This window comes from Sneathiella sp. (assembly GCF_036960985.1).
Lineage (GTDB): Bacteria > Pseudomonadota > Alphaproteobacteria > Sneathiellales > Sneathiellaceae > Sneathiella.
Genome location: NZ_JBALWD010000002.1, coordinates 38,989 through 58,603 on the forward strand (window position 1 = coordinate 38,989; position 19,615 = coordinate 58,603).

20 protein-coding genes are annotated in these 19,615 nt (G+C 47.7%); 2 read left to right on the forward strand and 18 right to left on the reverse strand.

What is annotated here, in order from left to right:
- Positions 1-18 precede the first annotated feature (18 nt).
- Complete coding sequence (mdh, locus tag V7723_RS01245; RefSeq protein ID WP_335682594.1) at positions 19-984, reverse strand: malate dehydrogenase; 966 nt, start codon at positions 982-984, stop codon at positions 19-21.
- A gap of 356 nt (positions 985-1,340) precedes the next feature.
- Here mdh and zapE point away from each other — a divergent pair, with 356 nt between their 5' ends.
- Together zapE and V7723_RS01255 are read left to right on the forward strand one after the other, a co-directional pair.
- Positions 1,341-2,471 (forward strand): cell division protein ZapE, encoded by a 1,131-nt coding sequence (gene zapE, locus V7723_RS01250; protein WP_335682595.1) that lies wholly within the window; start codon positions 1,341-1,343, stop codon positions 2,469-2,471.
- 92 nt (positions 2,472-2,563) lie between these two features.
- A complete protein-coding gene (locus V7723_RS01255; RefSeq protein WP_335682596.1) occupies positions 2,564-3,724 on the forward strand; it encodes an iron-containing alcohol dehydrogenase in 1,161 nt (386 codons plus the stop codon).
- Between the two features lie 36 nt (positions 3,725-3,760).
- Here V7723_RS01255 and V7723_RS01260 read toward each other — a convergent pair whose 3' ends face one another.
- The 17 genes from V7723_RS01260 to ffh form a co-directional block, all read right to left on the reverse strand.
- On the reverse strand, positions 3,761-5,053 hold the full coding sequence (locus V7723_RS01260; protein WP_335682597.1) for an MFS transporter: 1,293 nt from the start codon (positions 5,051-5,053) through the stop codon (positions 3,761-3,763).
- A gap of 67 nt (positions 5,054-5,120) precedes the next feature.
- Complete coding sequence (locus V7723_RS01265) at positions 5,121-5,699, reverse strand: FMN-binding negative transcriptional regulator (RefSeq protein WP_335682598.1); 579 nt, start codon at positions 5,697-5,699, stop codon at positions 5,121-5,123.
- 99 nt (positions 5,700-5,798) lie between these two features.
- Positions 5,799-6,575, reverse strand: coding sequence for a succinate dehydrogenase iron-sulfur subunit (locus tag V7723_RS01270; protein WP_335682599.1), 777 nt, complete (start codon positions 6,573-6,575; stop codon positions 5,799-5,801).
- An 18-nt stretch (positions 6,576-6,593) separates the two neighbouring features.
- On the reverse strand, positions 6,594-8,387 hold the full coding sequence (gene sdhA / locus V7723_RS01275; protein ID WP_335682600.1) for a succinate dehydrogenase flavoprotein subunit: 1,794 nt from the start codon (positions 8,385-8,387) through the stop codon (positions 6,594-6,596).
- Between the two features lie 7 nt (positions 8,388-8,394).
- Entirely contained in the window at positions 8,395-8,775 is a 381-nt protein-coding gene (gene sdhD / locus V7723_RS01280) for a succinate dehydrogenase, hydrophobic membrane anchor protein (protein WP_335682601.1), read from the reverse strand.
- Positions 8,776-8,777: 2 nt separating this feature from the next.
- Entirely contained in the window at positions 8,778-9,167 is a 390-nt protein-coding gene (gene sdhC, locus V7723_RS01285) for a succinate dehydrogenase, cytochrome b556 subunit (protein ID WP_335682602.1), read from the reverse strand.
- Positions 9,168-9,271: 104 nt separating this feature from the next.
- Positions 9,272-10,339 carry a MaoC family dehydratase gene (locus V7723_RS01290; protein WP_335682603.1) on the reverse strand — a complete coding sequence of 356 codons (1,068 nt, stop codon included), beginning with the start codon at positions 10,337-10,339 and terminating at the stop codon, positions 9,272-9,274.
- A gap of 12 nt (positions 10,340-10,351) precedes the next feature.
- On the reverse strand, positions 10,352-11,227 hold the full coding sequence (locus V7723_RS01295) for an HpcH/HpaI aldolase/citrate lyase family protein (RefSeq protein ID WP_335682604.1): 876 nt from the start codon (positions 11,225-11,227) through the stop codon (positions 10,352-10,354).
- Between the two features lie 189 nt (positions 11,228-11,416).
- Positions 11,417-12,439: an aspartate-semialdehyde dehydrogenase gene (locus tag V7723_RS01300; protein WP_335682605.1), complete on the reverse strand. Its 1,023-nt coding sequence runs from the start codon at positions 12,437-12,439 to the stop codon at positions 11,417-11,419.
- A 70-nt stretch (positions 12,440-12,509) separates the two neighbouring features.
- Positions 12,510-13,622: a 3-isopropylmalate dehydrogenase gene (leuB, locus tag V7723_RS01305; RefSeq protein ID WP_335682606.1), complete on the reverse strand. Its 1,113-nt coding sequence runs from the start codon at positions 13,620-13,622 to the stop codon at positions 12,510-12,512.
- Between the two features lie 24 nt (positions 13,623-13,646).
- Positions 13,647-14,258, reverse strand: coding sequence for a 3-isopropylmalate dehydratase small subunit (gene leuD, locus V7723_RS01310; RefSeq protein ID WP_335682607.1), 612 nt, complete (start codon positions 14,256-14,258; stop codon positions 13,647-13,649).
- Positions 14,259-14,269: 11 nt separating this feature from the next.
- A complete protein-coding gene (gene leuC / locus V7723_RS01315) occupies positions 14,270-15,676 on the reverse strand; it encodes a 3-isopropylmalate dehydratase large subunit (protein WP_335682608.1) in 1,407 nt (468 codons plus the stop codon).
- A 168-nt stretch (positions 15,677-15,844) separates the two neighbouring features.
- Positions 15,845-16,228, reverse strand: a complete 384-nt coding sequence (gene rplS / locus V7723_RS01320) for a 50S ribosomal protein L19 (RefSeq protein ID WP_335682609.1) — start codon at positions 16,226-16,228, stop codon at positions 15,845-15,847.
- 16 nt (positions 16,229-16,244) lie between these two features.
- The gene (trmD, locus tag V7723_RS01325) at positions 16,245-16,949 is read right to left on the reverse strand and encodes a tRNA (guanosine(37)-N1)-methyltransferase TrmD (protein ID WP_443024158.1); all 705 of its coding nucleotides are present in this window, start codon (positions 16,947-16,949) and stop codon (positions 16,245-16,247) included.
- A gap of 65 nt (positions 16,950-17,014) precedes the next feature.
- Positions 17,015-17,569, reverse strand: a complete 555-nt coding sequence (rimM, locus tag V7723_RS01330) for a ribosome maturation factor RimM (RefSeq protein ID WP_335682611.1) — start codon at positions 17,567-17,569, stop codon at positions 17,015-17,017.
- An 11-nt stretch (positions 17,570-17,580) separates the two neighbouring features.
- Positions 17,581-18,120, reverse strand: coding sequence for a 30S ribosomal protein S16 (gene rpsP / locus V7723_RS01335; RefSeq protein ID WP_335682612.1), 540 nt, complete (start codon positions 18,118-18,120; stop codon positions 17,581-17,583).
- A gap of 34 nt (positions 18,121-18,154) precedes the next feature.
- Positions 18,155-19,516: a signal recognition particle protein gene (gene ffh / locus V7723_RS01340; RefSeq protein ID WP_335682613.1), complete on the reverse strand. Its 1,362-nt coding sequence runs from the start codon at positions 19,514-19,516 to the stop codon at positions 18,155-18,157.
- Positions 19,517-19,615 lie beyond the last annotated feature (99 nt).

Genomic DNA, 19,615 nt, shown 5'->3' on the forward strand with positions numbered 1-19,615 from the left:
TACCCCTTTGTAATCGACTTAGCTTACCAAGCTTGGATCAAGGCCTATGCAAGCTTCGACCAATCCCTTAACCGCATCAACGGAGCTATCAAACATCGCTTTTTCTTCATCATTCATATTGATTTCAACAATGCGCTCGATACCCCCTTCCCCAATCACGGTTGGAACACCAACATACATGCCATCAAGGCCGTATTGACCGTCGACATATGCAGCACAGGGCAGGACACGTTTTTTGTCTTTGAGATAAGCTTCAGCCATTGTAATTGCACTAGAGGCTGGTGCATAAAAAGCAGATCCCGTTTTGAGAAGGGCAACAACTTCTGCGCCGCCGTTTCTTGTTCGATCAACGATCGCATCAATTTTTTCCTGTGTAGTCCATCCCATTTCGATAAGGTCCGGGACAGGAATGCCGGCGACAGTAGAGTAACGGATCAGGGGCACCATCGAGTCACCATGGCCACCGAGAACAAAAGCAGTGACATCTTCTACGGAAACGCCAAACTCTTCTGCAAGGAAAAGACGGAACCGGGCACTATCAAGAACGCCCGCCATACCAACAACTTTGTTATGCGGAAGACCGCATTTTTCGCGCAGAACCCAAACCATCGCGTCAAGAGGGTTGGTGATGCAAATAACAAAGGCGTTAGGCGCATATTTCTTGATACCTTCACCAACGGACTGCATCACTTTAATATTTGTTCCCAAAAGATCGTCACGACTCATGCCAGGCTTACGAGCAATACCAGCTGTCACGATGCAAACATCTGCACCTTCAATGGCACTGTAGTCATTGGCGCCGGTAATATTTGCATTAAAACGCTCGACCGGAGAAGACGACGCAATATCCAGCGACTTACCTTGCGGTAATCCGTCAACGATATCAAAAAGCACGATATCCCCGAGCTCCTTTAATCCTGCGAGATGAGCGAGCGTACCGCCAATATTTCCGCCACCGATTAACGCTATTTTTTTGCGAGCCATTACTTTCTCCAAACACTATGTGGGAGGGCTCTCTGAGAAGACAGAAAGTCCTCTTTAATTATTCTCGAAGGGGTACTACCCCGTTTCTTGCCCAAGAGCAAGATACGCCAGTGAATTAGTTAGGATTTTTTTCGAATTCGGAATTCTAAAACGAAGGTTTGAACATAATTGGGTCAAAATCCAATCACCTCGGCACACGTTATGCTGAAGAGGACAAAAAATATCTTCATCTTCGTCGCACAAAAATGAATCGAAAAACTGGTTCTGATCGTTGCAAGATGATTGCGAAGCCGCTACAGATCTATAAAGCCAGCTTATCCGATACTTTATTTTGTAGCGATTGCCTTAATTATACCATGACGAATTCGCCCAGCCCTCTCGAAACCTATCGAAAATTGTTGGCGACCCATGCGTTGCAACCTGATCCGATTCAGTTATTAGCTGTTGAAAAACTGCAGACACTGCATCGTCGTCTAGCCAACTACGACCCCAGGACAAGCACGAAATGGACAGATATCTTCCGTTTGGGCGCCCGTAAGCCACGAGTTGAACCTCCGCAAGGCACTTACATGTATGGGGATGTGGGTAGAGGGAAATCCATGCTCATGGACCTGTTTTTTGACACGGTACCAAATACGCACAAGCGACGCGTACATTTTCATGCCTTCATGCTCGAAGTACATGCCTTCATCCATGAATGGCGTCAAAGTGAAACCAAATTAGGAGATGATCCAATTATCTCTTTCGCAAATTCTATCGCCGAGGAATTCTGGCTTCTTTGTTTCGATGAGTTTCAAGTGACCGACGTTGCGGATGCAATGATTTTGGGCCGGCTATTTGAGTATCTTTTTCAGCAGGGAGTCGTCGTCGTCGCAACATCTAATCGGATCCCGGATGATCTGTACAAAGATGGCCTTAATCGAGAACTCTTTCTTCCTTTTATTGAAATGATTAAGGATCAATTAGATGTTCTTCATCTTGACGGCGGGACCGATTACCGGCTCGACAGATTGGCGAAGAACCCTGTTTACTTTAGCCCGCTGGACGATGTTGCCGCAACGGAGATGGATCGACTTTTTGAAGAGCTGACGGAAGGATCCGTACCCCATTCGACGATTTTGACAACACAAGGTCGAGATTTAGAAGTCAAATTTTGCGCCCGCAATGTCGCACGTTTCGATTTTGAAGAGCTCTGTAATCGTCCGCTCGGTGCGTCTGATTATCTAACCTTGGTCGCGCATTTTCACTCCATTTTATTGTCCAATGTTCCACAATTGAGTCCGGCAAGAAGAAATGAATCCAAGCGGTTTGTTACGTTGGTCGATATTTTGTATGAAGCGGGAGCAAATTTAGTAATCTCTGCGGAAGTCGATGCAGATGATCTTTATCTTCAAGGTGATGGAAATTTTGAATTTGCAAGAACTGTATCACGGTTAATGGAAATGCGGTCTGAGGATTACTTAAAAGATGTATCCCTCCGGCGATAGTTCAGCAAAAAATTCTGAAATGCATTATTTTGCGGTTGAGCTATACTGACGAGCAGAAATTCAAAAACAATAACCAGAAAATGGGGTTTCCAATGACCGATATGCCATTTCCAGATTTGGCAGAAATGAAGAACCGGCTAGTCGTAGAGCAACATGTTTCAAAAGCAGTTTCTGATATTATTAACAACACGGCCGATGCTCGAATTCTAATCTCTATTTCCCGATCCCTCAACAAATCTTCAGATGTCGTTGCTGAATTACAAAATTCGCTTCGGGAGAAAATTGTTGCCGTTACAAGCTTGTTGAGCGAACATTCTCCGTATGAAAAGGTATTTGAATTAGCTGGTGAAATTCTACGTCACGACGCTACTCACATTTTGTCTATCGGCGGCGGAAGTGTCATAGACGGAACCAAAATTGCGCTCATAGTTGCGACCAAAAATATCTCTAGTCCGGAAGAGTTAGATGCCAACACATACGCTACTAAAGAAGGAACAGTTGTAGAGAAATGGCCCATCAAGCACATCGCCGTGCCAACCACTCTATCTGGCGCAGAATTTACGCCGCTTGCAGGGGCAACAAGTAGTGTAACGGGACGTAAAGAAGGTTTTCTGAACAGTCACCTCGTGCCCGATCATATTATTCTCAGCTCCACCTTGAGCCTGCATACACCAGAACGCCTTTGGTTATCGTCCGGCATAAGGTCAATAGATCATGCCATCGAAACGATTTGCGCTCCTACCGTTGACGCTGAAATCGCCGATGCCTGTGCAGAAGGCCTTAGGCTTTTACATTCCGGCATGTCTGGATCTCGCAATGACGGAAAAAATCTCAACCATCGCGCTGAAAGCCAAATGGGCGTTTACTACGCGACTGCAGGCCTTTCCAGGTATAGAATGGGGGCAAGCCATGGTTTAGGATATCTTCTTGGCGTGATTGGTCACGTCCCGCACGGGTTGACATCTTGTGTGCTTCTTCCGGCGGTGATGACATATAATCTACCCTCAACAGAAGTTCCTCAAACTCGGATCGCTAAAATCTTGGGCGTAGAATCTGCGCTGGAGGCTGGGCCGGCGTTGCGGAACTTTATCGGGTTTCTCGGACTCCCAAACAGGTTATCCGAAATCGACGTGTCTGACGCCGCCATCGCAGAAATCATGGAAGCGGCCCTAACGCATCCAGTTGTGCAGTCTAATGCCAGAGCAATAACGACAACGGCGGAAGTGTCAGAAATCCTCACTATAGCTAACTAGTGCAATTCAGAGGCCAAAGACAAGCCATAGTAGCATTTAGGACGAAAGCACAATGTGCCGCGTCTCACGGTACAAAAACAAAGTAGCCAGTAATGACAGGGCGCCGGCAAAAGCAATCCAGTATGCCGGTGCAATGGGATCACCCGTCGTTGTGAGCAACCATGTGACGATAAGTGGTGTCAATCCGCCAAATATTCCGACCGAGGCATTATATGAAAAGGCCAATCCGGTGCACCGGACGGATGTCGGCATCATTTCGACATTAGCAGCATTCAAACCACCACTGAAAATTGTAATAGCAAGAACAAAACCAATTTCCCCAATAAAAATGAGCATTGGATCCGTTGTGTGGATGAGATGAAAAAATGGAATGGCGCCAAAAGCTATCAAAAATGCCCCCGCAACCATCATTGGTTTACGGCCAATTTGATCTGCCAACCAGGCGGCAATTGGCATAAAAATTAGTAACAATACCATGCTGCCGGTATTCAAGTTCAAGGCAATTTCTTTCGGCAATCCGTCTACCACCTGAACGTATGTTACGACATAAACAAAGGCCGCGTAGAAGGATACCGCTGTTCCTATGTTCAATAAAATGACTTTAATGACTGTTGGATAATGCAACATGAAAGTTTGTTTGACGGGGCTAGATACTTCTGGCGAAGGCGTATCTTTAGTGAGGGATCTTCGAACAAGAAGGCAACTAATTGCCACGAGTGATCCCAGGAGGAAGGGTGCTCGCCAGCCCCAATCTGCAATCTGCTCGTCCGTTAAAACCGTTGCGACAACATCGCCGACAGCAGATCCAGCCAAAATGCCGAGAGTAGCTCCCCACATTCCCCAAACTGCAAAGAATGAACGACGTTTTGCTGGCGCCTGTTCCACCAAGAAAACAATGGAACTTGTATATTCGCCGCCAACTGACAATCCCTGTATGATCCGAAGAAGCACAAGAGTTATTGGTGCAAGGATACCAATACTCTCATAGCCTGGCAGGAAAGCTATGAGGGTCGTTGGTATCGCCATCGCCATAACGGATAACATCAAGACGCGCTTGCGGCCGACAATGTCGCCAATACGCCCAAATACAATTCCGCCCAGGGGTCGGGCTAAAAATCCAGCCGCGAAAGCTCCGAACGACGCGATTAATGAGATAGCAGGATCTTCAGATGGAAAGAATTGTTTCCCGATAGTAGCAGCGAAATATCCATATATCGCGAAATCGTACCATTCCATGATATTGCCAACAAGGCCTGCTAGAATAGTCCGCGTCCGGCCCGGTGTATTATCCTCAACTCCGGTATCTTGAACGTCACTGTTAATCGACATATTCTCCCGCCACCTATACCTATGCGAGCATTAGTATTTGATATAATACAACTACAGTCAAGGAATACTAATCCAACAAAGTGCCTATCGCAGATTTCACCGATGCCTGATCTTCCGGTAATTTATTCTGGCCCAACTTGGCTTTACCGTCGAGCCTAGTTATTGGAATTTCAAATGCGACAATTGCGCGCATAAGTCCTTGAAGACGTTTTTCGGTTAGATTGTCAGTTGTCCAAGGATCAGGCTTATCCCGTTCGTTCTCAGAAGTTAGGCGCTCTAGAATTGTTAATACTTCGTCTGGATCCAATAAAATTTTTGGGACTCCGTAAGCATGAACCGCCACATAATTCCATGTGGGTACATTGATGTCCGTCGCATAATAACTCGGAGAAATATAAGCGTGCGCCCCCTGAAAAATAACAAGAGCCTCAGTGCCGTCAAACCCCTGCCAATGGGAATTAGCGCGAGCCATGTGAGCATAGATTTTGCCAAACTCGCCACCATCTGGTTCGTAGGATACGGGCAAATGGGATGCGATTGGGGCGCTGTTCTCGATCGTCGTAATCAGTGTCGCAAAGCTCGCCTCAGGCAGTATTTTCTGAAGCGTTTCTTTGCCAGGTACCGCAAAGTGAGGAGGTATGTACATTTTTCTTATCCATAAAAAAAGACCGCTCATCGGAGCGGTCTAATTTAAATTAGTATTGGTCTATGGCCAGCGCCATTTTCAACAAAATGAAGGAGCCAATTAACGCCGTTCAACCATCAATTTCTTGATTTCTGAAATTGCCTTCGCTGGGTTCAGACCTTTAGGGCAGGTATTCGCACAATTCATAATCGTGTGACAGCGATAAAGCCGAAACGGATCTTCAAGATTATCCAAACGTTCACCGGTATGTTCATCCCGACTATCGACTATCCAACGATAGGCTTGTAAAAGTATAGCTGGGCCTAAGAACCGGTCTGAATTCCACCAATAACTTGGGCAGGATGTGGAGCAACAGGCACATAGAATACATTCATATAGCCCATCCAATTTCTCACGATCTTCTTTTGATTGCAGGCGTTCATGTGATGGCTGAGGTGTTTCCGCCTGCAACCAGGGCTTGATGGATGCATACTGTGCGTAGAAATTTGTCAAATCAGGAACAAGATCTTTGACTACTGGCTGATGTGGCAATGGGTAAATATTAATGTCACCGTCCATCTCATCCATACCCGTGGTGCAGGCCAATGTATTGGTGCCGTTGATATTCATCGCACATGAACCACAGATACCTTCACGACAGGATCTGCGAAAGGTCAGGGTCGGGTCAATTTCGTTTTTAATTTTGATCAGGCCGTCCAAAATCATTGGGCCGCAAGTATCCAGATCGACTTCATATGAATCGATAGCAGGATTAGCGTCATCATCCGGCGACCAACGATAAACGTTGAAAGTCTTGGTATTTGTCGCTCCGTCTGGCTTAGCGTGCTTCTTGCCTGTGCCAACTCTTGAATTCTTGGGTAATGTCAGTTCAACCATATCTAACGTCCCTAACTCCTAGTAAACACGTGCTTTGGGTTTAATATATTCGACTTCGTCCGTGAGCGTGTAATCATGCACCGGCCGATAATCGAGTTTCACACCATCCTTATCGTTAAAATAAGTTAATGTATGTTTCATCCAGTTTTCGTCATCTCGATCCGGAAAATCTTCATGGGCATGTGCCCCGCGACTTTCTTTTCTATTCTCCGCAGCTGTCATGGAAACAACTGCCTGGCGGATCAGGTTATCCAACTCTAAAGTCTCAACCAGATCAGAATTCCAAATCAAAGAACGATCTGTGGTTTTGATATCGGGCATTTGATCCCAAACGGCTCCAATCTTATCTTTACCTTCAAGCAAAGTCTTGCTTGTCCGGAAAACGGCGCAATCATCTTGCATCACCTTTTGCATGTTATCGCGAATAGAGGCTGTTGAGCTATTTCCACTTGCATGGCGGTATTTATCAAGGTGAGCCAAAGCTTCATCACAGGCATCCGCCGGCAAAGGCGAGTGCGCTTCCCCCGTCTTGACGACATCTTTTGCACGCAATGCGGCGGCCCGGCCAAACACGACAAGATCAATAAGGGAGTTGGATCCCAATCGGTTCGCGCCGTGAACAGAAACACAGGCAGCTTCACCAACTGCCATAAGTCCGGGAACAATGGCATTAGGATCGCCCTGCTTTAAATCCACGACTTCCGCATGATAATTTGTCGGTATACCGCCCATATTATAATGCACCGTCGGCAAAACCGGAATGGGTTCTTTATGCACATCTACGCCAGCAAAAATACGGGCACTTTCGGATATGCCGGGAAGCCGTTCATCAATCATCGACGGGTCAAGATGGTCTAAATGCAAATAAATATGGTCATTTCGCGGTCCGACACCGCGGCCTTCGCGAATTTCCATGGTCATGGAGCGACTAACCACATCGCGGCTGGCCAGATCTTTCGCATGTGGCGCATAGCGTTCCATGAAACGCTCACCTTCACCATTGACCAGAAACCCGCCTTCACCACGTACGCCTTCAGTGATAAGGCAGCCAGCACCGTAAATTCCTGTCGGATGGAACTGAGTAAATTCCATATCCTGCAGCGGCAATCCGGCACGTAGAACCATGCCGCCGCCATCTCCGGTACAAGTATGGGCAGACGTGCAACTGAAGTAAGCCCGACCAAACCCGCCTGTGGCAAGAACAACCATATGAGCGCGGAATAGATGCAGCGTACCATCTTCCAGACAAAGACACAGGACACCTTTGCAGGAGCCGTCTTTATCCATAATCAAATCAAGAGCAAAATACTCGATAAAGAATTCCGTATCATGCTTCAAAGATTGACTATAAAGCGTGTGCAACATCGCATGGCCGGTCCGGTCGGCAGCTGCACATGTCCGCTGCGCCGCAGGGCCTTCACCAAATTGCGTTGTCATACCGCCAAAAGCACGCTGATAAATCTTGCCCTCTTCTGTACGGCTAAACGGCATACCAAACTGTTCGAGTTCAAGAACAGCGGCCGGTGCCTCGCGGCACATATATTCGATCGCGTCCTGATCTCCGAGCCAATCCGAGCCCTTGACGGTGTCATACATGTGCCACTGCCAGTTATCTTCTCCCATATTGCCGAGGGATGCAGATATACCGCCTTGCGCTGCAACCGTATGGCTCCGGGTTGGGAAAACTTTTGTAATTGCCGCCGTTTTTAAACCGGCTGCGGCCATGCCCATGGTCGCGCGCAATCCGGCACCACCAGCGCCGACAACGACAACATCAAATTTATGTTCAGTAATTGGATAGGCGTCCGACATTCTTACTTTATCCTCCTAGCGCGAGCTTTAAGACAGCAAGCGCGGCAGCCAACCCAATGACCGTACAAATAAAACTATTCAATAACAGCAAAGCGATTTTCGTTCTCTCGGTGTGAACATAATCTTCAATAACAACCTGCAACCCGAGTTTCATATGATAAAACATGGCGCCGATGAGAAGTAACATAACCAAAGAGGAAAACGGCAAGCTTAAAACATAAACGACGCGGTCATAGCTTGAGCCAGTAAGGCTAATGGCATAAGCAAGCGCGATTATAAAGAGCGGGATCAACGCAACTGCTGTCACTTTTTGATGCCACCAATGTGTCGTTCCTTCTTTCGCAGACCCCAATCCACGCACCTTTTTTAGCGGCGCTCTCATTCCCATGATTAGCTCCCCAATCCATAAGCTACAATCCAAGTCAGCAGTGTCAATACGACAGAGGCAATAATCGCGGCCATACCGCTTTTTCGCATTGTCGGAAGCTCAAATCCTTTTCCCATGTCCCAGAATAAATGACGTATTCCGTTACAAAGATGGAAGAAAAGCGCCCAGGTAAATCCGAACATTACCAACTGGCCAAACCAAGAAGAAATAAAGCCGCTGACAGTTGCAAAAGCGTCCGGACCGGTCGCTGCAGCGATTAACCACCAAGTAAGTAGCAAAGTACCAACACCCAGAGCAATGCCAGTCGCGCGGTGCGTGATAGAGGTCACCATCGTAATCTGTGGCTTATATATCTGCAGATGCGGCGATAGCGGTCTTTCAATATTCGCCATGGGAAAGTCTTTCTCGCTGTAAATTTTTCATATATTATTGATTATCTTCAACTGGAGTGGATTTTAGTCCTCCACTTCCCGAAGTCAACCGAACCCTGCCTTATTTATGAAACTTCCTGCATTTTAGGCATGATCACCCAGTAATCAAGGTCTAGAACGACGGCAGGGTCCCGTTTTCCATCTTCCGATTTGTCCGGGAAACTTTCACAGGGCATATCCTTTGTTGCCAAAGTCCGTATTCTAAGCGCACCGGCATCTGTTCGATCCGGTAAGTCGGCCTTTTCAAGAACTTCGCTCCAAGCGTAAATCGTGTGCCCCGCAAATGTTGGTGCCGTATGTGATCCACCGTTAATCGCGGCTATCAATTGCGCGTTGCCTAACCCATTAAAAGTAAGCGCGCGGGCAAGGCTTATAATATGTCCACCATAAATCAATCTACGTCCAAATCGATCATTTTGCATTTGATGCTGGTTAAAGTGAACTTTCGCTGTGTTTTGGTAAAGGCGTGTTGCCATCATATGTTCGGCTTCTTCGATCGTCATCCCGTCAACATGATCAATTTTCTCACCGACTTCGTAATCCTCATGAAAATGAGGTGATCCAGCAAGTGTTGCGTTATATGCAGAAAAGTTGAGGTCTGGAGCGATCGAAAAATCTGCGGGATCAACACAGTCCATCAATTGTGGAACAACTGGTGTCGGTGCCACAGCGTTTTCATCTCTTTTACGCACCATTACCCAACGGACATAATCAAGAACAACTTCATCCATCTGATTGGTGCCAATGGACCGAACATAGACAACACCTGTTTTGCCGTTGGAATTCTCTTTCAGTCCAATTACTTCCGAAGAGGTTTGCAAACTGTCTCCTGGATATACAGGCACTCGGAACTGCACATCCGCGTAGCCCAGATTGGCTACCGCGTTAAGTGAAACATCCGGGACTGTCTTCCCAAATACAATATGAAATACCAGCAAGTTATCTATTGGTGCAGCCTCTAAGCCGCAATCCATGGCAAAGCTGTCGGCAGATTGCAACGCAAAGCGACTTCCGTACAACGCCGTATAAAGAGAGGCATCTCCTTCGGTAACTGTTCGCGGGGTTGCGTGATCAAGAACCTGGCCTATTGAGAAGTCTTCAAAATAATTACCGGGATTGGTTTTCGTTGTCATGCTGTAGAGTTCCTATTCTGCCATTGCCTGAATGGCATCAGCCATCGCTACTTTTGATTTGGCTATTTCTACATGAAGATTTTCGATTAGCTTGCCCTCGACAAGAACCACACCTTTACCTTGAGCCTCTGCCTCTTCAAATGCAACGATCACTTTTCGGGCATGCGCGACTTCCTCTATCGACGGCGCAAATACGTCATTGGTCGGCGCTAATTGTTTAGGATGGATAAGCGTTTTACCGTCAAATCCGAGTTCAAGACCCTGAACGCAGGATGCCAGAAATCCATCTTCATCTGCCAGATCCAAGTAAACACCGTCGAGAACTGTGAGCCCATATGCGCGACCTGCCAATAAACACAAGCCCAATGACGTGATGACGGGAAGACGCAATGTCGTATGCTGTGCTTGCAAATCTTTCACAAGGTCAGAAGTTCCCATAACAAAGCACTCAACCCGTGGGCTCGAGGCGGCTATTTCTTCAGCTTTAAGAATACCTAGTGGTGTTTCCATCATGCACCAAATTGAGACTTCGGGGCCCGCGCCCGCGGCGCTCATGATCCCCTCCAGCTCCATGACCTGCCCGGCGCTTTCCACTTTCGGCAGTAAGATAGCGTCTGGTTTCGCGGCGGCGGCGGCGGCAATATCATCCCGTCCCCAGGGTGTATCCAATCCGTTCACCCGAATTATTATTTCACGATTACCATACTCGCCCGAAGCCGCATTCGCGCATACGATAGCGCGCGCCTCTTGCTTGGCATCGGGAGCGACTGCATCTTCCAAATCCAGAATTAGTGCATCGGCAACAAGTGTTTTCGCCTTTTCCTGTGCACGAGCATTTGATCCCGGCATATAAAGCACGGAACGACGCGGACGTATGGTTTTCGTCATAATATATCCCTCGGGCGTTCGTTCTCGCCTCTATTGATTTTATTCATGTTTGAATTAGCAAAAAGTTCGCCGCCATCATAATCAGTTTTTGCTGCGACGCAATAAAGTTGCGGCGGTTTTCTCGCTTACGCAATAAAAAAGCCGGGACAGGAACCCTGAACCGGCTTTAATCGAATTATGATAAACGTGCTATGCTGCTTTTTTAAGGTATTCCCGGCCAACAAGTTCCGCGATCTGAACCGTATTTAACGCCGCGCCTTTGCGTAGGTTATCAGAAACACACCACAGATTGATACCGTTTTCTATGGTTGGATCGTCGCGAATACGAGAGACGAAAGTTGCGTAATCACCAACACATTCAACAGGCGTGACATATCCATTCTCTTCAGGATTATCAACGACCAGTATACCCGGCGCTTCCCGAAGAATACGGCGTACATCATCTGCGCTAAGTTCGTTTTCAAACTCGATATTGACGCTCTCCGCATGGCCAACAAAAGTCGGCACACGGACACAAGTTGCGGTCAATTTGATAGCCGGGTCGACAATTTTTTTCGTCTCCACCACCATTTTCCACTCTTCCTTGGTATACCGATCATCCATAAAATCATCGATATGCGGAATTACGTTAAAGGCTATTTGCTTGGGGAATTTAGACGGTGTTGGCTCGTCATTTACAAAGATACCTTTGGTTTGAGAAAACAACTCATCCATTGCCGCATTCCCGGCCCCAGATGTAGATTGATATGTTGACACCACGACGCGTTTTATTTTCGCGATATCGTGCAAAGGCTTTAGTGTCACAACCAGTTGCGCAGTCGAGCAATTTGGATTGGCAATGATATTCTTTTTTACATAACCTGCTGCATCTTGCGGATTAACTTCGGGAACAATCAATGGAACGTCCGGGTCCATCCGAAAATGAGATGAGTTATCGATTACAATACAGCCTTGCGCTGCGGCAATCGGGCCATATTTAGCCGAAACCGAACCACCCGCAGAAAACAAGGCAAAATCCATGCCCGTAAAATTAAAACCATCCAGAGCCTGTACCTTCAGATTTTTATCACCGAAGGAAACTTCCCGTCCTACTGACCGTTTTGAGGCCAGAGCAATGACTTCTGTGACAGGAAACTGTCTTTCATGCAGAATGTTCATCATTTCGCGGCCCACGCTACCGGTGGCGCCGACGACAGCTACTCTATATCCCATGATCTTAATCTCTTCTCTTTCCCGGATTTTCCATTCCCGGGGTATGCTTCTATTTAATACTATCTTGGTACTAAGCGTTGGCTTTATTCAGTTCCTTTAAAATGGCGTCGCCCATTTCAGTTGTAGAAACCTGTGTCATGCCGTCCGCCATGATATCGCCAGTCCGCACGCCACTTTCAAGTACTTTTTCGACAGCACCTTCAACAAGGTCTGCTTCGTCGCCCATATCAAAGCTATAGCGCAGTGCCATGGCGTAGGACAAAATAGTTGCGATTGGGTTAGCCAAATTTTGACCTGAGATGTCGGGGGCTGATCCGTGAACCGGCTCGTAAAGAGCCTTTCTTCGACCTGTTTCATCAACATCACCCAAAGACGCGGACGGCAGCATTCCCAAAGAGCCGGTCAACATTGCCGCGCAATCCGATAAAATATCGCCAAACAGATTATCCGTTACAATAACATCAAACTGCTTTGGCGCTCGTACCAACTGCATGGCAGCATTATCCGCATACATATGGCTCAACTCGACATCCGGAAACTCTGTTTGTTGAATATGGGTGACTTCTTCGCGCCAGAGCACACCAGATTCCATGACATTTGCTTTTTCGCTAGAGCAAACGCGGTTACCGCGCTTCTTCGCCAGTTCAAAGGCAACCCGTGCGACACGGTGAATTTCAGGTGTTGTGTAGACTTGCGTATTAACGCCACGACGCACACCATTACCCAAATCTTCGATACCACGTGGCTCTCCGAAATACACACCGCCAGTCAGTTCGCGCACAATCATAATGTCTAGGCCACTGACAAGCTCAGGCTTAAGACTGGAGGCATCAACAAGCGCATCAAAACAAACAGCAGGCCGCAAATTGGCAAACAACTGCAGATCCTTGCGAAGGCGTAATAGGCCTCTTTCAGGCTTAATAGAAAAATCCAGATCATCCCATTTGGGGCCGCCAACTGCACCAAGCAGCACGGCATCAACGTTCTGCGCTTTTTCAACAACTGCGTCGGTAATCGGAATACCGTGTTCATCGATAGAGGCGCCGCCAACCAGGTCTTCATCTATATCGAAGGCGACCGCGCGGTTTTCTTCCATCCAGCCAACAATACGGCGCACCTCAGCCATAACTTCAGGCCCAATGCCATCACCTGGCAGTATCAATAGTGACTTGTTCGATGTCATAACGGTTTACTCTCAATAACAGGACTAAAGGTGTAACCAGGGCTGGTCGATTTTACGGATTTCTTCAAATTCGGTCACTTTATCTTCTTTCTTCATAGTCAGGCCGATCTCATCAAGGCCCTCAAGAAGACAATGTTTATTGAAATGATCAATATCGAATTTGATGACACCACCATCCGGACCGTGAATTTCCTGGGCTTCCAGATCTACAGAAATTGTCGCGTTTGCACCGCGCTCTGCATCATCCATAAGCTTTTCCAGCTGCTCGTGGGTTACCTCAATTGGCAGGATACCATTACGAAAACAGTTGTTATGAAAGATGTCTGCGAAACTTGTGGAAATCACACAGCGAATTCCAAAGTCTTTTAAAGACCACGGAGCATGTTCGCGGCTGGAGCCACAACCAAAATTATCTCCCGCAACCAGTATCTGAGCATTCCTATAAGCTGGCTTGTTCAGTACAAAGTCTTCGTTTTCATTTCCATCATTGTCATAGCGCATTTCAGCAAACAGGTTCTTACCAAGACCCTCACGTTTGATGGTTTTCAGAAACTGCTTCGGAATAATCATGTCCGTATCGATATTGACCAGGGGCATCGGTGCTGCAACGGCTGTTAGTTTATTGAACTTATCCATTTCCCTACCCCTTATGCCAAATCACGAATATCAGTTAATCGACCCGTGATGGCTGCCGCTGCAGCCATTGCCGGGCTCACAAGATGTGTCCGCCCACCACGACCTTGACGACCTTCAAAATTACGGTTGGAAGTCGACGCACAACGATCGCCATCTTCCAGCCGATCTGCATTCATAGCCAGACACATAGAGCAACCCGGTTGGCGCCATTCAAATCCAGCCTCTTCAAATATGATATCCAATCCTTCTTCTTCAGCTTGAATTTTTACTAATCCAGACCCTGGAACAATAATTGCGTTGACGCTGTCTTTGACTTTCCGACCTTTGACGACGTCGGCCACCGCCCGCAAATCTTCAATTCGACCATTTGTACAAGACCCAACAAAAACATGGTCAACTTCAATATCCGTAAGTTTCGTACCTGCTGTAAGGCCCATATAATGCAAGGCACGCTGAGCAGCGATCTGTTTGCCTTCATCGTTAAAATCGGCTGGCGCCGGAACATAGCCCGTAATCGGTAACGCATCTTCCGGGCTCGTACCCCAAGTTACATAAGGAACCAAATCATCGGCTTTGAGGGTAATTTCAGTATCAAAATGGGCCCCTTCATCAGTTTGAAGTGACTTCCAGTAAGCAACGGCCTGCTCATAAGCACCTGCCTTTGGTGCGTACGGACGCCCTTGAACATATTTGAAAGTTGTTTCATCGGGGGCAACCAGACCGGCCCGCGCGCCCGCTTCAATGGTCATATTGCAAAGGGTCATCCGACCTTCCATTGACAATGCACGAACGGCTTCTCCGGCATACTCAATCACATGACCGGTACCACCAGCAGTTCCAATTTGCGCGATAATGGCCAGCGCAAGATCCTTGGCCGTTACACCGGCCGGAATATCACCTTCCACCGAAACCCGCATGTTTTTGGCTTTTTCTTGAACAAGTGTCTGCGTCGCCAGAACATGCTCAACCTCTGAGGTACCAATTCCGTGCGCAAGCGCACCAAAAGCACCGTGGGTCGATGTATGAGAGTCACCGCAAACAATTGTCATGCCAGGCAACGTCAAACCTTGTTCAGGTCCAATAATATGTACAATCCCACGACGATCGTCTGTCATAGAAAAATACGGAATTTCAAATTCCGCCGTGTTCGCTTCCAGAGTATCAATCTGGAGCTTGCTTTCCGGATCCGTAATACCTTTGTCCAGATCTTTGGTCGGGACGTTGTGGTCAGCGACTGCAAATGTGGCATTGGGGCGTCTGACTTTTCGGCCAGACGTTCTTAATCCTTCAAAAGCCTGAGGGCTTGTGACTTCATGCACCAGATGGCGATCAATATAGAGAATATAGGCTTCTCCCTCCAATTGATCGACAATATGACTATCCCAAATTTTGTCATACAGAGTTCTTGGCGTTCCCATCACACATCCTCTTTCAACTTTTCTTAAGTTAGCGGTCTGTTCGCTTTATTCCGATCTCGTCATGATTTTCGCCCCTCTTCATCGAGGAGCGAAAATACCAGACGTCAGATAACGTTGTCGTTTCTGCGAATATTATCACATCAAATATCGACGTTACTCAATGATCTACTAGCTATCAGATTTATTGTACCGATCATCGCGACGTTCGCGGATACGAGCCTTTTTACCACGCAATTCGCGGAGGTAGTATAGCTTGGCGCGACGAACAACACCTTGACGAACGACTTCAATATTGTCGATCCGTGGTGAATAGAGTGGGAAAATACGTTCCACACCTTCACCATAGGAAATTTTACGAACCGTGAAGTTTGAGTTGATACCGCCGCCATTGCGGGCAATACAAACACCTTCAAAGGCCTGAAGACGCTCACGCGTGCCTTCAACAACCTTCACATGGACCCGTACCGTGTCACCGGCCCTAAATTCAGGAACCGGACGTTCCGACGTTAGTTTATCAATATGTTCTTGCTCTAGCTTTTGAACTGTATTCATAGCTTTCACCCTTTTATCAAAATTTACTCTGTCGAAGATCCCACAGGTCACGTCGACGTTGTTTCGTTAGCTCTTCAGACTGACGTTGCCGCCACTCCTTTATTTTCTCATGGTGGCCAGAAAGCAAAACTTCCGGCACCGTCCGATCTTCCCAAACCGGTGGACGCGTGTAATGGGGATATTCCAATAACCCGTCCGAAAAACTTTCTTCTTCCAGCGACAAACTGTTGCCAGTTACGCCCGGTAGCAAGCGCACCACGGCGTCCAATAATGCCAACGCCGCAATCTCGCCGCCTGACATAACAAAATCGCCAAGACTTACCTCTTCCACGTCACGCGCTTCCAAAACCCGTTCATCTACTCCTTCAAACCGGCCGCATATCATCACAGCGCCCGGCCCCTCAGCCAACTCCCGAATGAACGCCTGATCCAGGGTTCGTCCGCGGGGACTGAAATATATCAGTCGCTCAATTCCTTTCGATGCCTCAACCGTGGCATCAATGGCGGCACCAAGTACATCTGGTCGCATGACCATCCCTGCACCACCGCCGAAAGGGCTATCGTCAACATTGCGATGCTTTCCAGCGGCGAAATCCCGAATATTTGTGACGTTCAGATTCCAGGCTTTTTCACTTAGCCCCTTTCCTGCCAGGCTCTCTCCCAATGGTCCCGGGAACATTTCCGGATACAAACTGAGAATATGGGCAGTCCAAACTGTCATCTTATCGGTTTCTCGCTCCTCTGCTGCGCCACCGGCGCTCACATCATTTCTCCTTCAAAGTGGCGTTAGGCCTGTTCCTGACTTTGTGGATCTTTTGGTACATCAAAAAAATCGTCACTTAAATCCAAAACAACCTGTCCCGCCGCCATATTGACTTCCGGTACCATTTCCAATGTGAACGGCACCAGTACAGATGAACTCTCAGCTTTCCCTTCCGGTATGATTTCTAGCATATCTCCAGCGCCAAAATCATGAACGCCAGCAATTGTACCGAAACTTTTACCGTCTTTAAAGACAGCTTGCATCCCGACCAGGTCTGCATAGTAAAATTCATCTTCGTCACTTACGTCAGGCAATTCACTCCGTAATACGTATAGCTCCGTCCCCTTCAGGGCCTCGGCTTGATTGCGGTCTGATATACCCTTTATCCGAACAACCGGCAAACCTTTGCTGAGACCAATAACCTTTAACTTGTAGGTTTTTTGGCCCGTTACATCTTTCAAGGCGCCATATGCCACTATATCTTCGGGTCGCTCAGTAAAGGTTTTAACCCTAACCTCACCTTTTATTCCCTTAACACCGACGATTACACCTAAGAGCAATCTGTCATCTTGCGGCATTTCTGGTTGCCTTAAGCTTCAGCTTTTTCTTCAGGAGCAGCCGCATCATCTGCAACAACTTCTTCAGCCGCAGCTTCTTCTGCTGGTACTTCTTCTGCTGGTGCTTCTTCTACCGGTGCTTCTTCTACCGGTGCTTCTTCTGCCGGTGCCGCCGCCGCCGCAGCTTTAGCTTCCGCTTCTGCTACTTTTGCCTCAGCCGCTGCGTCTTCAGCAGCTTGCTTCGCCTCTTCTAGTTCACGTAAACGTTCTTGCGCCTTCGCTTTTGGCTTAGCTTTCTCAGGATTATTGCGGACAGGTTTTTCACCAATACCGGCAGCAGCCATGAAACCAGCGACCCGATCACTTGGTTGCGCACCATGGCCAACCCAATGCTGGATACGCTCAACGTTCAGATTGACGCGGTTTCCATCTTCTTTTGGCAACATAGGATTGTATGTGCCTAGAATTTCAATATACCGTCCGTCCCGAGGGCTGCTGGCTTCAGCAACTACGACACGATAAAAAGGGCGTTTCTTAGCACCCTGACGCGTTAGGCGAATTTTCAAAGCCATATCAGTTTCTTTCCTTAAACAATCTCAATTTCGATTAAAATTTCATTCCCGGCGGTAAAAGTCCTTGCATGCCTCCGCGTGCAATACCTTTTTTGCCAAGTTTCTTCACTTTCTTCATCATGCCCGACATTTGCTTATGTTGTTTCAGCAAACGATTGACATCTTGAACACTCATGCCGGAACCCGAGGCAATTCTTTTCTTGCGGGATGCAGCAATAATTTGCGGATTACGTCGTTCTTTCGGCGTCATGGACTGGATCATCGCTTCCTGACGGATCAGAAGCTTATCATCAAGATTGGCACCATCCAGCTGCTTCTTCATCTTGCCCATACCAGGCAACATGCCGACAAGACCGCTCATGCCGCCCATTTTACGCATCTGCCGAAGCTGGCTGGCAAGGTCATCCAGGTCGAAAATGCCCTTTTGCATTTTGAGCGCAAGTTTTTCAGCTTCGTCCTGCTCAATGGTCTCCGCAGCTTTTTCAACAAGAGAGACAATATCTCCCATGCCCAGAATACGATTGGCGATCCGATCCGGATGAAACGCTTCAAGGGCGTCCAACTGTTCCCCGGTGCCCAATAGCTTAATGGGGCATCCGGTTACTTCGCGCATGGAAAGGGCTGCACCGCCGCGGCCATCTCCATCAATCCGCGTCATGACAATACCGGTTACGTCAACGCGGGCCTTAAATTGTTCGGCTACATTGACAGCATCCTGTCCGGTCAAACTATCAACTACTAATAAGGTTTCTGTTGGCACAGAATTCTTATGAACGGCTTCCATTTCGGCCATCAACTGCTCGTCCACATGCAAGCGGCCTGCTGTATCAAGCAAGATCACGTCAATGCCCTGCAATTTCGCGGACTGCAGTGCACGATTCGCAATTTCCACTGGCATTTGTCCGGCAACGATTGGCAATGTCGCAATCTGGGTTTGCTCACCCAGAACACGAAGTTGCTCCTGCGCCGCTGGTCGCTGTACGTCAAGCGACGCCATCATGACCTTTTTGTTATGCTTTTCGGTCAGCCATTTAGCGATCTTCGCGGTCGAGGTTGTTTTACCAGATCCCTGCAGTCCAACCATCATATAAACGATCGGCGGAACTGCGACGAGATTGAGTTCCTGTTGCTCCGATCCCAGCATTTCAATAAGCTGTTCGTGAACAACCTTGATAACCATTTGTGCAGGATTTACAGACTTCAGCACTTCTGTACCGATCGCCCGGGTTTTAACGCGTTTTATGAAGCTTTTAACGACAGGCAGTGCGACGTCCGCCTCAAGAAGAGCAATACGAACTTCGCGCATTGCCTCCGAGACATCTGCTTCACTGAGTGCGCCGCGCTTGGTCAATTTACCAAGAACATCGCCCAGTCTGCCTGTTAAATTTTCGAACATATGGTTACAAACCCGTCCAAGCTCACATCAAATTCATTTTCAAGACCGTAAATTTCAACAACGAAAAAAACACCAGGGCGCGAAACTCGCGGGCTGGTG

Bases quoted from the DNA above. Each gene is read 5' to 3' on its own strand.
- mdh (WP_335682594.1), bottom strand. From the start codon at position 984: ATGGCTCGCAAAAAAATAGCGTTAATCGGTGGCGGAAATATTGGCGGT.
- zapE (WP_335682595.1), top strand. From the start codon at position 1,341: ATGACGAATTCGCCCAGCCCTCTCGAAACCTATCGAAAATTGTTGGCG.
- V7723_RS01255 (WP_335682596.1), top strand. From the start codon at position 2,564: ATGACCGATATGCCATTTCCAGATTTGGCAGAAATGAAGAACCGGCTA.
- V7723_RS01260 (WP_335682597.1), bottom strand. From the start codon at position 5,053: ATGTCGATTAACAGTGACGTTCAAGATACCGGAGTTGAGGATAATACA.
- V7723_RS01265 (WP_335682598.1), bottom strand. From the start codon at position 5,699: ATGTACATACCTCCTCACTTTGCGGTACCTGGCAAAGAAACGCTTCAG.
- V7723_RS01270 (WP_335682599.1), bottom strand. From the start codon at position 6,575: ATGGTTGAACTGACATTACCCAAGAATTCAAGAGTTGGCACAGGCAAG.
- sdhA (WP_335682600.1), bottom strand. From the start codon at position 8,387: ATGTCGGACGCCTATCCAATTACTGAACATAAATTTGATGTTGTCGTT.
- sdhD (WP_335682601.1), bottom strand. From the start codon at position 8,775: ATGGGAATGAGAGCGCCGCTAAAAAAGGTGCGTGGATTGGGGTCTGCG.
- sdhC (WP_335682602.1), bottom strand. From the start codon at position 9,167: ATGGCGAATATTGAAAGACCGCTATCGCCGCATCTGCAGATATATAAG.
- V7723_RS01290 (WP_335682603.1), bottom strand. From the start codon at position 10,339: ATGACAACGAAAACCAATCCCGGTAATTATTTTGAAGACTTCTCAATA.
- V7723_RS01295 (WP_335682604.1), bottom strand. From the start codon at position 11,227: ATGACGAAAACCATACGTCCGCGTCGTTCCGTGCTTTATATGCCGGGA.
- V7723_RS01300 (WP_335682605.1), bottom strand. From the start codon at position 12,439: ATGGGATATAGAGTAGCTGTCGTCGGCGCCACCGGTAGCGTGGGCCGC.
- leuB (WP_335682606.1), bottom strand. From the start codon at position 13,622: ATGACATCGAACAAGTCACTATTGATACTGCCAGGTGATGGCATTGGG.
- leuD (WP_335682607.1), bottom strand. From the start codon at position 14,258: ATGGATAAGTTCAATAAACTAACAGCCGTTGCAGCACCGATGCCCCTG.
- leuC (WP_335682608.1), bottom strand. From the start codon at position 15,676: ATGGGAACGCCAAGAACTCTGTATGACAAAATTTGGGATAGTCATATT.
- rplS (WP_335682609.1), bottom strand. From the start codon at position 16,228: ATGAATACAGTTCAAAAGCTAGAGCAAGAACATATTGATAAACTAACG.
- trmD (WP_443024158.1), bottom strand. From the start codon at position 16,949: ATGACAGTTTGGACTGCCCATATTCTCAGTTTGTATCCGGAAATGTTC.
- rimM (WP_335682611.1), bottom strand. From the start codon at position 17,569: ATGCCGCAAGATGACAGATTGCTCTTAGGTGTAATCGTCGGTGTTAAG.
- rpsP (WP_335682612.1), bottom strand. From the start codon at position 18,120: ATGGCTTTGAAAATTCGCCTAACGCGTCAGGGTGCTAAGAAACGCCCT.
- ffh (WP_335682613.1), bottom strand. From the start codon at position 19,516: ATGTTCGAAAATTTAACAGGCAGACTGGGCGATGTTCTTGGTAAATTG.